This window comes from Paenibacillus sp. plas6 (genome assembly GCF_057221655.1).
In genome coordinates this window covers 3,786,322-3,799,859 of the sequence record NZ_CM170151.1, presented here as the reverse complement: position 1 = coordinate 3,799,859, position 13,538 = coordinate 3,786,322, and the positions used below count along the sequence as shown (strand labels likewise).

Sequence of the window (13,538 nt, the reverse complement as noted above, 5' to 3'; positions counted from 1 at the left end):
CTACCTATGATCTAAATTGTGACAATGTTTGCTTAAGTCTCTCCGAAACCTGACCTAGTTCAGTCGACAATGCTACTAAGTTGTCACTAATGTTCAACTGCTCAGCGCTTAAGCTTGCAACCTCTTCGCTAGTTGCAGAGGATTGTTCTGCTACTGCACTGACATTGCTCATCGCTTCATTTAGCACATGCTGTGAAGCTTCTAGCTTTTTAACAGATTGCATAACTTCCTCTAACTTATTAATTAAGCGGCTCATTTGTCGTTGAACATTTTCAAAAATAACATTAGCTTCCTTTACAGATACTATTTGTTCTTGGAACATAGGGTATGCTCGAGACATTACCTCAACGGTTTCAACAATTTCATTTTGAATTCGATCTGTAATTTGTGCGACGACATCAATAGATTCTGTAGATTGATCTGCTAGGCTTCTAATTTCATTAGCTACAACCATAAATCCTTTTCCTGCATTTCCAGCTCTTGACGCCTCAATCGTAGCATTTAACGATAATATATTCGTTTGCTTTGTTACAGCATTGAGCACATCAAGAATTTTAACAATGGACGAGGTGCTTTCCTTCAGAGAGTCTACTTTAGACACCATTTCTCTCGTCATTTCTTCAGTTTTTCCTGTTTTCTCTATCAATTCAGCCATATAAGCTGTACCTTGTCCACTTGCATGTTCTACTTCAAATGCTGATTGAACCATTTCTTCATTCGAAACAAGTACTTGCTTCATTTGCTCGTTAATAGCAACTGTAATATCATTTCCGCGCTCAGCTTCAATAGCTAGGCTTGTTGAACCTTTAGCAATTTCTTCTGTAGCAACAGCAATTTCTTTGGCAGACAATGCTGTTTTCTTTGAAGCTTCAGTAAGTGTAGCGGCAGTACTAAGAACAGCATCTGCTGATAATTTTGTTTGTGTTGCCAAATTAGTAATTTGCTCCATCAATTGATTAAAGCTATTATTTAGTTGACCAATTTCATCACTACGCTTTTTGTTGCTAGATCTTACAGTAAGATTGCCGGTAGCCCCTTCCTTCATAAGATCACGTAATTTGATTAACGGTCTGCCGATCGTTATCATGACAACAAGAGCAATTAATACTGCGATAATCGCAGCAGCAATAGCAATCGTAATAGTTAATCTGCCAATAATTGCTGCATCCTTAACTAACTCTTCCACAGGAACAGCGCTTACAACCTGCCAGTTGTTCAGTTGCAGCTTTTGATGAATTAATAGAACTTCACCAATACCTTCAACTTCTTGAGTATCAGCATTACTATCACTGTCAACCAATGTAAATGGAGCAGCAGTGCCAATTAGTTCATTATTAGCATGAATCATATACTCATTTTTTGCATTAACAATTGCTACACTGCTATTATCTCCAAGAGAGATTTTGGATAACTCATCTGCAATAGCACTAGTTGGAATTTCTAACATTAGTATGTAGTTGGCCATATTAGAATTTGTATTTTTAAGTAAACGTGCAATTCCAAAGCTAGGCATCGAGCTGTTTGTAGAATAAGAATGATTTCGCGCATCTAGCCATACAGGACGACCAGCCTCTGCGACTACTTCTTCAATCCATGGCTCTTCCATTAATTCTTTGATTTTAGAAGTTTGGCTATTACCACCAGTGATTATGCTTAATTGCTCATCAACTGGTATTAATGCTACTCCTGTAATATCTTCATTGCCATAAATCAGGTTTTGCAGCTTTGAAGTTAAGTCTCGAGTTACAGAAAAACGTTCATACTCACCAAGGGCTGGATTTACATAATTACTAACTAACTCATGATAAGAATTGTCAACCAGTAGCTGCAACGTTACATCTTCATACATTTTCATAATATTGTCTAAATTAATTGCAAGCTGCACTAGCGTCTGTTGACTAGACTGTGAAACCTTTGATTCAATAATGTTTTTTGATTCGTTGTAAGCAAGAATTCCCATCGTTAAGACACATGCTAAAATACCACCAATGATGTAAACAAATAATTTCACTACAACAGATTTTAATGGATTTAAACTTATCGATGCCTCTTTACTCCTAAGATTTTTACTTTGATCAAACTCCTTTGACTTGTTTTGACTCATAACAAAAGCACCGCCTTCTAATGAAGTGAAACGCTTACATTATAAAACAAATCTTTATCTTTTTTCTTATCTATATTATTTGTGATAACCTACAAATTGTCAATGAGACGATTTAATAAAATAGTTTTATAGAACACCTAAATTCATTAACAAAATTGTTAATTATATCATTAAATATTAATTGATTTTTATGTAATAGTATAAATTAATTGCGATAACTTTGTACTTAATAACATAAAAAGCACTTTAATCATTGTCTCAATATAGCAATGATTAAAGTGCTTTTTAAATAAACGCTGTAATATAAAGTTTGTCGATTTATATTTAATAAAAGCGAAAGTTATCTAATTTTCTTACGCATCATATCCATCGGCTCGACTGGTTTTAAAGTGCGAATCCGAAGTTTTTGCAATGGATGACGAGCTACATCAAGCGGATTTCCTGCTAAATCAGTTATTTCAGTTACCGTTTGCTTGAAGAAGCGTCCTTTCGGACCAACAAACTCAATTTCTTGACCGACTTTAAAATAACTGCGTTGTTCAATTGTAGCAAAGCCCGTCGCAGGATCATAATCATGCACAACTGCAGCAAAGTCATATGGTACTGGTTTTTCCTCAGCTGTGTAAATATGATCCTCGCCACCTGGAACATCCAAGAAAAATCCTGTATTTAAAGGACGATTGGCTGCTTTTTGAATTTCTTCAAGCCATTCAGGCTTCAGCTCATAATTTTCAGGATCTGCAAAGTATGCATCAATAGCTTGGCGATATACGTTAACAACGGTTGCTACGTAATGAATACTTTTCATCCGTCCTTCGATTTTAAAGCTATCAATACCTACATCTATTAAATCAGGTATATGCTCAATCATACATAAATCTTTAGAGCTCATTGTAAATTGATCGTCCTCAGGTCCATTTACAGGTGCTCCTTCTAGGAAAAGATCATACTTCCATCGGCAAGATTGACAACATCCACCTCGGTTTGAATCCCGATCAGTGAAGTGGTTTGACAATACACATCGACCAGAAAAAGAAGAACACATTGCGCCATGAATAAATGCTTCAATTTCAATATCGACATTATTTTTTATTTCTTGAATTTCTTCAAAGCTTGTCTCGCGGGCAAGCACAACACGAGGCAGCCCTTCTTCTTTCCAAAATTGCACTGTACGCCAGTTTAATACAGATTGCTGAGTACTTAAATGCACTTCTAGCTTTGGCGCAACGCGTTGCGCTGTTTCTATAATAATTGGATCAGCAGCAATGATCGCTGCGATTCCTACCTCTTCTAAGTTACGAAGATATTCTTCAATTCCTGCTAAATCTTCATTATGTGCATAAATATTTGTCGCAACAAAAACCTTCGCACCATATTTTTTAGCAAATTCAACACCTTCGCGCATTTCCTCAAAGCTAAAGTTATCTGCATTAGAACGCAAGCCATACTGTTGACCACCAATGTAAACTGCATCGGCACCATAATGTACAGCAAACTTTAACTTCTCTAAATTACCTGCAGGTGCAAGCAATTCAGGACGCTCCAGGCGATTGCGTTTACCGAAATAGCGCTGGTTCCTTCTCATAATTGTACTCATCATTTCCTCCTCTATGACTTACTTCGTTATCAAATTTATACTTTTAAGCTACCTCTAGTAGACTTGTTCTTTGAAGAAGAAGCCGTAGGTTAACTCTCTTCCCTCATCTTGCAACTCTTTGATTGAATCTAATAAGCTTTCATCAAATTGATAACCTTCTGGATCAGCAAGATAAGCATCGATTACCGCACGATATGCTTTAACTACCGCTACATTGTATTCAGTAGATTTTAATATACATTCAATTTTGAAACTATCTATTTTTTCGGCAAGCAGCTCATGTAAACTGTCTAGCATACAAATATCATCAGAGCTCATAATATGCGTGCCATAATCATCTTCAAAGATTGGGTATTTTTCGTTCGGACGATCATTTTCCATTAAATATAAACCTGCTGCTTTTTGCAGCTTAGCATACTCTGCTTGCTTCTGATGCTCAGTATAGCTTTTAACTAATGAGCGTCTAGAATGATAAATGGCAGTCATCCCATGAACTTGCACTTCGACCTCTAAGCTGCAATTTTTCTTAATTTCAATAATTTCATCCAAATTCAACTCACGTGCTAAAACAAATCGAGAAGCACCGCGTCTGCCCCAGTATTCGGCTGTGGCATAATTCGTTGACGTCATTTCTGTGTTCCAATGCAGCTTCATCTCAGGAGCATGTTCTTTAGCAGCCATTAAAACTGCTGGATCGCCAAACATTATTGCATCTACGCCGAAAGATTGAATAGCTTTAATATAAGCTGGTAGCTCTGGAACTGTTGCATTATCGATTAAGTTGTTCATTGACACATATACTTTGGCATTATGAGCTTTTGCTAGTTTTACCGCTTGTTCAATCATCTCTAAACTAAATTGTCCCGCAAGACGACTTCCAAATTTTGCTTCGCCTACTAGCAAAGCGTTTGCTCCTGCTTCTAGCAACTGCTGTGCTTCCTCTAAGCTGGCAGCTGTCACTAACAATTCAGGACGATACGACATATTCTTCACCTCATCTAAACAGACGGCTTATTGTGCCGTCTGCTTACTTTTCTCAATATTTCGTTCATGCTGCTGATAGGTTTCAGCAAATAAATGTGTATTGCTTCCATCTTTTTTCGTTACATAATATAAATATTTATGTTCCTCTGGATAAAGCGCTGCTTTAATCGACTCCAAACTCGGGTTAGAGATCGGACCAGGAGGAAGACCATCAATTAAATATGTGTTATACGGATCCTTCAGCTCAGTATCCTCATAGCTTAGTTGTTCTTTTTGCTCACCGAGCGCATATTGAATCGTAGCATCGACCTGCAATCTCATCGGCTTTGCTAGACGGTTGTAAATGACACCTGCTACTTTTGCACGCTCCTCGTCAACAACAACCTCTCGCTCAATAATCGAGGCGATTGTTAACATATCATGCATTGAAATACCAAGAACATCTAATTGGTCAACCCAATCCTCAGGCAACGTTGCTAACTTATGATCCTGCTCTTTGAGCATACGCAAAATAATTTCTTCTTCTGATACCCCTTTGGCAACTTCATACGTATCAGGGAATAAATAGCCTTCTAGGCGATATTTTGCATTTGCAATATCTTTAGGAATGAAGAGCACCGTTTCTGCTCCAGACCACGATCGATCTTCTTTTGCCAATGCAAGGAACTTTTCTCGATTTACAATGCCTTCACTAGATAACTTATCAGCAATTTGCTCAATTGTATACCCTTCAGGGATAGTAAATTTAACCGTTTCCTCGGCAATAACATCCCCTGCATTTAGCTTCGCGATAACTTCAAGCTTGTCCATACCTGGCCTCAGTTCATATTTTCCTGCCTGGAAGTTTGAACCTTCATCCTTAAGCACCAAATAATATCCAAAAATAAAACTGTTCTTTATTATACCTTTTTCTTCGAGCAGCTTAGCTACACTGTTCGCAGACATTCCTTTACTAATCGTTACTTCAACAGGTGGGCCAGCTTTAGTCGGACTAAGCTGGTTCCATACATAATATAAGCCACTTACAGCAACAACGAGCATTAAAAACAGCAAGGAAAAGCAAACCCAGAAGGAAACAAGCCATACACGTGGTTTTTGGCGCTTTGGCTTCTTTGCTTTGACTGGACCTTGATCCAGTGTTTCCTCTTCAACATGATTCAAAGCTTTGCACCTCTCTTTTTAACATGCATTCAGCTTACGAACAAAATATCGGCAAAAAGAGCGGTCATTAGCCGCCCTTTTTACGAAAAACTTTTCAGTTTTCTTCGTCAACAAAAAATAAATCATCATAGGCTTCTGATACAGCTTCCCACTCATCCTCGTCAACAATGCTTTCAAGTTCAGGCTCAGCCTGATCTTTTATGACTCGCATGAATTGAAGCTCATCTTCGTCTTTAGTTGCCAGCGGCAATAAAGCAACATAGGTGACATCGCCCCATTGAAATTCTTGCTTAATAACGAAGGATACTGCTTCACCGTCATCAGTCAGCAGCTCAATTTCTTTCCCAAATTGCTCATGCAAGGTTGAAACTCGCTGTGGCGATGAGTTTGGATATTGGAATGCCATTATTTTTCCTCCAGCTCTCCAAGCAATGTGTTGAACGTTTCTTCAACAATTGCCCATTCTTCCTCATCATCAATTGTATACAGCTGCAAATCGTCGCCATCCTCTGTGTAGCGGAATGCATACACTTCGTCCTCTTCTTCATTTTCAGAAATAAGAGGAACGACCATCATATATTTCGCGTCTGAGTCATCTACCTCAAATTTCATAATGACTTCGAATTCTTCCTCATTACCATCCTCATCTGGAATATAGATGATTTCTGGCTCATCATAATTATGCTCGTGATTTGACATATTAACCCTCACCTTTTCATTTAGAATCAAGATAATTTTGCAAGATCAGCGTAGCTGCCATCTTGTCAACAACTTGCTTACGTTTTTTAAGACCGACTTCCGCTTCTGCCAATGTGCGCTCTGCTGCAACAGTGGTTAATCTCTCATCCCAAAGGTGAACAGGTATATTTAGCTTTTGCTTGATTTGCTCCGCAAATGCTATGCAAATCTCTCCGCGAGTGCCAATCGTACCATTCATGTTTTTGGGTAGTCCAACCACGACTTCAGAAACTTCATTTTGCTGGGCAAGTTCAGCGATTTTATCAATCTCGCTTCCGTCACGTCTTCGCTCAACAACGGTTAGCCCCTGTGCCGTCCATCGCAAGGCATCGCTAATTGCTACGCCTATACGACGATCGCCATAATCCAACCCCATGACTCTCATCTTGTACGTTACCTCGCTATTTCTTCTTATGCAAGAGATAATAGCGCACAAGCTCTTCGATAAGCTCATCACGCTCTTTCTTGCCAATCAAACTTCTTGCATTATTATGTCGTGGGATATATGCAGGGTCTCCTGACAACAGATAGCCGACGATCTGATTAATCGGATTATAGTCTTTCTCCAACAAGGCATCATATACCTTTAGCAGTACATCCTCTGAGGATTGTTCTCCCTCATTTATTACATTAAACTTCATCGTCTGATCCATTGAACTCATCAGCAACACCCCCTCTAACATAACCACGATACATGGCATATCTCTACTATATCACATTTGCCTGCCCAACTACTACATTTTGCACAAGTTTCAATGCTTCTTCTAACTTATTCACATCTTTACCGCCTGCTTGTGCCATATCTGGACGGCCGCCGCCATTACCGCCGCAATGTTGAGCTGCTTCTTTAATAATTTTTCCAGCGTGGAAGCCTTTTTTCACTAGATCTTGAGATACAGCTGCTGCAAAGTTCACTTTATCCTCACTAGCAGCACCTAGAACGATGACGCTAGTCGGAAGTTTAGTTTTCAACTCATCTACAATATTACGCAAAGCTTCCATATTCGATGCATTAACTTTTGCACATAGTACAGAAATATCTCCAACTTTTTCAACAGCATCAAGTAAAGAACCCGCTTCAATGTGACTTAGTTTGCTTTGCAGCGATTCATTTTCACGTTGTAATTCCTTCACTTGATTATGAATTGCATCAATACGTTTCGGAACATCAGCTACATTGCTTTTTAATTGGTTTGCTGCTTGTTTCAATAGATCAAGCTGAGACTCATAATACAAATATGCATGCTTACCTGTTACTGCTTCAATACGGCGAACACCAGAACCAATTCCGCTTTCTCCAAGCAATTTAAAGATTCCAATTTCTGATGTATTGTTCACATGGCAGCCGCCGCATAACTCGATCGAATATTTTCCAACTTGAACAACGCGAACGATATCACCATATTTCTCGCCGAATAAAGCCATTGCCCCCATAGCTTTCGCTTCATCAATTGGCATTTGCTCAATTACTACCGGTGTACCTAACCAAATTTGCTCATTCACGCGACGCTCAATATCTGCCAATTCCTCAGCTGAAATTGAACCTAGGTGTGAGAAGTCGAAGCGCAGACGTTCACCTTCAACTAGAGAACCTGCTTGGTTAACATGCTCACCAAGCACTTCCTTCAATGCTTTATGCAACAAGTGAGTCGCTGTATGGTTTTTCTCAATATCCTCGCGAACGCTCTTATCCACTGTTGCAGTAACAGCACTATTTACTTTAGCAACGCCTTCAATTACGGAAGCATGATGCAGATTTTGACCATGTGGAGCTTTAGTAACAGTATTTACTTCAATAACAAAGCCTTCGCCTTTAATTAAACCGCGATCGCCAATTTGACCGCCGCTTTCTGCATAGAATGGCGTTGTATCAAGCAGAAGTAAAATATCGTTGCCTGCAGGCACCTCATCAACTAATCTGTCATCAAACACAATCGCTGTAATTGTAGCTTCGGTCTCTAGTTCAGTATAACCAACAAATTGGCTCTTTACTGTCAAATCAGACAATGGACCGCCTTGAACTTTCATTGAGCCTGTATCTTGACGAGCTGCGCGAGCACGTTCACGTTGCGCTTCCATCGCAGCATCAAAGCCCTCGCGATCAACAGTCATGCCATGTTCAGCTGCAAAATCTTCAGTTAAGTCAAATGGGAAGCCATACGTATCGTATAACTTAAATGCATCATCACCATTAATAACTGAAATATTGTCAGCTTTTGCTTGTTCAACCAAATTTGATAGCAGCACTAGACCATCAGATAGTGTTTCGTGGAATCTTTCTTCCTCAGTGCGAATAACTTTCTCGATAAATTCGCGTTTTTCCACAACAGTTGGATAGTATACGCCCATAATATCGCCAACAGTTTTTGTCAATTGGTATAGGAATGGCTTGTTGATGCCAAGTGTTTTTCCGTAACGAACTGCACGACGAAGCAAACGACGAATAATATAACCGCGGCCTTCATTAGACGGCATTACACCATCACCTACTGCAAACGATACAGTACGAATATGGTCAGCAATAACTTTTAATGCAACATCGTGATCATTATTTGTTTTATAAGTTACCCCTGCAATTTTGCAAGTTTCTTTGATAATTGGCATAAATAGGTCTGTATCAAAGTTAGAATCAACGTCTTGTAAAATCGATGCAAAGCGCTCAAGACCTGCACCTGTATCAATGTTTTTGTTAGGAAGCGGCGTATAGCTGCCATCCTTGTTATGATTAAATTGTGAGAATACTAAGTTCCAAACCTCTAGGAAACGCTCATTTTCCCCACCTGGCCAGCACTCAGGATCATTTAGATCGCCATACTTTTCACCGCGGTCGTAGAAAATTTCTGTACATGGTCCGCATGGGCCTTCGCCAATATCCCAGAAGTTATCTTCTAACTTATAAATTCGTTCAGCTGGTAAGCCGATTTTCTCGTTCCATAGTTTGAATGCTTCTTCATCCTCAGGATAAATCGTAACGGATAAACGTTCAGGATCAAAGCCGATCCATTGCTTGTCCGTTAGAAACTCCCAAGCCCAAGTAATTGCTTCTTCTTTGAAATAGTCACCGATTGAGAAGTTACCAAGCATCTCAAAAAACGTATGGTGACGACGAGTTTTCCCTACGTTTTCAATATCATTAGTACGAATACACTTTTGTGAGTTTGCAATTCTTGGATTTTCTGGTTTTACTCGGCCGTCAAAGTAAGGCTTTAATGGTGCCATACCAGCATTGATCCATAAAAGGGATGGGTCGTTATTAGGTACAAGCGATGCGCTTGGTTCAATTTTATGTCCCTTGCTTTCAAAGAACTTTAACCATTTTTCACGAATTTCACTTGCTTTCATTAATTATTTCCTCCTTGATTGTATAAATAAAAAACGCCCCTGCAACATACAGGGACGAAGTTTGTTCGCGGTACCACCCTGGTTATTATCCTAAGATCTAAGCTTAGAACAATCGCCTTCATGAACGATAACGGGTTCAGCCGATGAGTTTGACTCATACTCTGAAAATAGCTTCCGTTATTCTTCATTAGAAGTGCTCTTTCAACCATTTCACTACAAGAAATGAAGCACTCTCTCTGGCTAATGGGCTATAACGTACTGGTTTTCATCAACGTTTTTACATTATGGATAATTCGATTATACAATATGTCTTTTCAAATTATAGCTAGTGCTAGTACCTCTGTCAAATGATGTTTGTTAAATTATTTTTCTCCGCACATAATAGGCAAACATATGCTGAATGATTACTTTGCCTGACGCAAAGATTGGCACTGCTAATATCATACCCATAACACCAGCTAATTGACCGCCTACCAGCACAGCAAAAATTATGACTAGCGGATGAAGATGAAGCGTTCGCCCTACAACTTGAGGGGAAATAATATTGCTCTCTAATATTTGACATACCGTGTTGACGATGACAACCAGCAGCATCATTTTTACAGAAATAGTGGAAGCCATCAATAGGGCTGGTGCTGCCCCGATAAATGGACCGATATAAGGAATGACATTGGTAATTGCTACGATACTCGCAAGCAGCAGTGCGTATGGCATGCCAACCAGTAAATAGCCAATATAAGCAAACGTTCCAATTATGAAGCAGACAAGCAATTGCCCGCGGATATAGCTTCCTAGCGCAGCATCGACATCCTTAAGCAGTCGAATCGTATTTTTGCGATGTGACTTGGGAACATATTTGATTATTGCTCGCTCAAACACGTCGAAATCTTTTAATATATAAAATGCGAGAAACGGTACAACAAATGCAACAAAGAGCGCATTCACCATGTCGCCAATATTGTTAACAAACGTTATCAATGTTTCGGATATTTTTCTCTCTAATAGGACAAGTGACTTATTTACCCCTTCTCGGAAACTTTCTGGCAGCGAGCTATTGTTAATATCAACGACAAGACTTTGCGCGCGCATGGAAAGCTCAGGCAAATGTTTATTTAGCTCCTGCATTTGATCAATAAACATCGGAATGACATTAACAAGCAGCACCGTTATCATGGTGCAAAACACTGCATAAATAAGCAGCACTGCCATCGTTCGCGGCACTTTCCGATCATGCAACATACTGACAATCGGGTTAAGGATATAAGAAATTATCATTGCGACAATAAAAGGGCCTAACACTGCCTTGCAAAAAGCAAAAATAGATAAAAGGATAGGCTTTAGCAAAAGAATTAAATATACGATAAATAAGAGCAAAATTGTATAAATTAAAGCTACAAAAAAACGACTCTTTGTAAATTTGTCCACGTTCCTCACCACCCATTTTTAAGACACTTCCTACCTATTCTGTGCCATTATATGTACAAGTATTCTCGTTAAGCACAGAAAATAGGACATAAAAAGAGCCTGGGACAAAACCCAGCTAAATGAAAGAAAACTCCTGGTGCTCTACAAAGTAGAATGCCAGGAGTTCATTTTTTACATACAAAAGGAACACTTTCTGTTAAAATTTAAGTATCTCACCCCAAAAATTTCAAAAGAAAGGTGTTCCTTATGTTTAAAGATTATAACATGAATCAATTAGTTTTGCCTCTAAATTTAGAAGTTAAATTAGATAAACATGATATCGCATTTGCCATTCATCATTTGGTCGAAAGTATTCCAGATGAAGCGTTTCGTTCGTTTGTTCGTCGTGACGGTTGTCCATCCTATCATCCTCGCATGATGCTCAAGATCATTCTATGTGGCTACACCCAATCTGCCTTTTCTGGTCGTAAAATTGAAGCTCTAACGAAAGACAGTATTCGGATGATGTGGTTGGCACAAGGCTACGAACCTTGCTACCGCACAATCAATCGTTTCCGTGTTCATCCTGAGATGAAGGAATTAATCCGCCAGTGCTTTGTTCAATTTCGCTCGAAGTTAGTAGAAGAAAAGATCATTCACCAAGAAGCGATTTTCATTGATGGTACAAAGATTGAAGCGAATGCCAACAAGTTTACGTTTGTATGGAAAAAAGCCGTGGACAAGCATCATACTCGTCTAATCGAGAAGTCGAATCAATTGTACAACGAGTTATTGGAACAAAAGATTATTCCAGAGCTCGAACATGAGCAGGAACTCTCTACGGAAAACTTGTTGGAGATCGCAGAACACCTCGAACACGTGGTTGAAAGCTATACAGAAAAGATGGAAGCATCCGAAAATACGAGCGAACGAAAGCAATTACGAAGCAAGCGTAAAGTGCCAAAACAAATGCTCAAGCAAGTCCGTGAATGGATTGAACGAAAGAAAAAATACAAGCAGCATCAACAACAGTTTGGAGATCGAAACAGCTATTCGAAAACCGATCCGGATGCGACGTTTATGCGGATGAAAGATGACTATATGAAGAATGGTCAGTTAAAGCCTGGATACAACGTACAAATTGCGACAGAAGGACAATATACACTGGCGTATGGGATCTATCCTAATCCAACAGACACGAAGACGCTCATTCCTTTTCTTAATGAAATTGAAAACCAATACTTCGACTTACCTACCTACATCGTGGCGGACGCAGGCTATGGAAGTGAACAAAACTATGAGGATGTCATCACCAATCGCAAGCGTGTTCCATTGATGAAGTATACGATGTATGAGCGCGAACAAAAGAAGAAGGTAAAGAACGATCCCTTTCAACCGAGAAACTGGCAGTACGATACGGAGGAAGATCGATATACCTGCCCTAATGATCAATATCTCACCTTTCAACGCTATGCTACTCGTAAAGATAAAGGCGGGTTCCAACGTCAGTTTAAGATCTATTCATGTTCGGATTGTACAGGCTGTTCCTTCCGAACAAGCTGCACAAAGGCAGGAGAAGGACGAAATCGACAACTGTTAATAAACGATCGTTGGGAACAACAAAAAATATATGTACAAGAACAGCTTTCAGAAGAAAAAACAGGTGAACTCTACCGTCAACGTAAAATCGACGTAGAGCCAGTTTTTGGATTCTTGAAGGCTAATTTAGGTTTCACTCGTTTTTCAGTTCGTGGAAAACGAAAAGTAGAACATGAGATAGGACTAGCCTTAATGGCAGTAAATTTAAGAAAATATGTGTTACGAACGTAGACGAGTACAGAGAAAATAGAACTTAAAATAGGAAAAAGGTGAAATCCACTTGCGGATTTCACCTTTTTCTTGCTTTAGAGACTAGTTATGTCCCAGCCTCTCTTAACACACTTGTCATATACATTAATGCGATTAGTGTTAGATTTTTTTCTATATTCTCGCCAAATTAATTATTTAACTGCATATCTGTTGAAGCCTGCTGTTCTTCAAAGAACAAATCATCAAGTGAGCTTAATGTGCCATCTTCCTCAACTTGATAAACTGACATTTTATCGCCATTAACAGTTAGCTCAATATAGCAGCTCCAGCAATAAAATTGGTGTGTTCCGATTTTACCTATATCCTTCGAGTTGCAATTCGGACATCTCATATACATTT

General features: G+C 39.1%; 12 protein-coding genes and 1 other annotated feature. Of the genes, 1 reads left to right on the top strand and 11 read right to left on the bottom strand.

What is annotated here, in order from left to right:
• Positions 1-4: 4 nt before the first annotated feature.
• From AC2TDL_RS16715 to AC2TDL_RS16670, 10 genes are all read right to left on the bottom strand, one after another.
• Positions 5-2,104: a methyl-accepting chemotaxis protein gene (locus tag AC2TDL_RS16715; protein ID WP_484697194.1), complete on the bottom strand. Its 2,100-nt coding sequence runs from the start codon at positions 2,102-2,104 to the stop codon at positions 5-7.
• A gap of 340 nt (positions 2,105-2,444) precedes the next feature.
• Entirely contained in the window at positions 2,445-3,701 is a 1,257-nt protein-coding gene (locus AC2TDL_RS16710; RefSeq protein WP_484697193.1) for a peptidase U32 family protein, read from the bottom strand.
• A gap of 54 nt (positions 3,702-3,755) precedes the next feature.
• Entirely contained in the window at positions 3,756-4,685 is a 930-nt protein-coding gene (locus AC2TDL_RS16705; RefSeq protein WP_484697192.1) for a peptidase U32 family protein, read from the bottom strand.
• A 27-nt stretch (positions 4,686-4,712) separates the two neighbouring features.
• Entirely contained in the window at positions 4,713-5,846 is a 1,134-nt protein-coding gene (gene mltG / locus AC2TDL_RS16700) for an endolytic transglycosylase MltG (protein WP_484697191.1), read from the bottom strand.
• 94 nt (positions 5,847-5,940) lie between these two features.
• A complete protein-coding gene (locus AC2TDL_RS16695; protein ID WP_484697190.1) occupies positions 5,941-6,252 on the bottom strand; it encodes a DUF1292 domain-containing protein in 312 nt (103 codons plus the stop codon).
• Positions 6,252-6,545 (bottom strand): DUF1292 domain-containing protein, encoded by a 294-nt coding sequence (locus tag AC2TDL_RS16690; RefSeq protein ID WP_484697189.1) that lies wholly within the window; start codon positions 6,543-6,545, stop codon positions 6,252-6,254. Before AC2TDL_RS16690 ends, AC2TDL_RS16695 begins: the two co-directional genes overlap by 1 nt.
• Before the next feature lie 16 nt (positions 6,546-6,561).
• Positions 6,562-6,969 carry a Holliday junction resolvase RuvX gene (gene ruvX, locus AC2TDL_RS16685; protein WP_484697188.1) on the bottom strand — a complete coding sequence of 136 codons (408 nt, stop codon included), beginning with the start codon at positions 6,967-6,969 and terminating at the stop codon, positions 6,562-6,564.
• A gap of 16 nt (positions 6,970-6,985) precedes the next feature.
• Positions 6,986-7,246, bottom strand: a complete 261-nt coding sequence (locus AC2TDL_RS16680; RefSeq protein ID WP_484697187.1) for an IreB family regulatory phosphoprotein — start codon at positions 7,244-7,246, stop codon at positions 6,986-6,988.
• 46 nt (positions 7,247-7,292) lie between these two features.
• Positions 7,293-9,926, bottom strand: a complete 2,634-nt coding sequence (gene alaS / locus AC2TDL_RS16675) for an alanine--tRNA ligase (protein WP_484697186.1) — start codon at positions 9,924-9,926, stop codon at positions 7,293-7,295.
• Between the two features lie 47 nt (positions 9,927-9,973).
• Positions 9,974-10,207 (bottom strand) — a binding site (T-box leader).
• Positions 10,208-10,283: 76 nt separating this feature from the next.
• Positions 10,284-11,351: an AI-2E family transporter gene (locus AC2TDL_RS16670; protein WP_484697185.1), complete on the bottom strand. Its 1,068-nt coding sequence runs from the start codon at positions 11,349-11,351 to the stop codon at positions 10,284-10,286.
• Between the two features lie 246 nt (positions 11,352-11,597).
• On the opposite strand from AC2TDL_RS16670, the gene AC2TDL_RS16665 reads away from it, so the two are divergent.
• On the top strand, positions 11,598-13,160 hold the full coding sequence (locus AC2TDL_RS16665) for an IS1182 family transposase (RefSeq protein ID WP_484697184.1): 1,563 nt from the start codon (positions 11,598-11,600) through the stop codon (positions 13,158-13,160).
• Positions 13,161-13,326: 166 nt separating this feature from the next.
• Here the strand turns inward: AC2TDL_RS16665 and AC2TDL_RS16660 are convergent, their stop codons facing one another.
• On the bottom strand, positions 13,327-13,530 hold the full coding sequence (locus AC2TDL_RS16660; protein ID WP_484697183.1) for a hypothetical protein: 204 nt from the start codon (positions 13,528-13,530) through the stop codon (positions 13,327-13,329).
• Positions 13,531-13,538 lie beyond the last annotated feature (8 nt).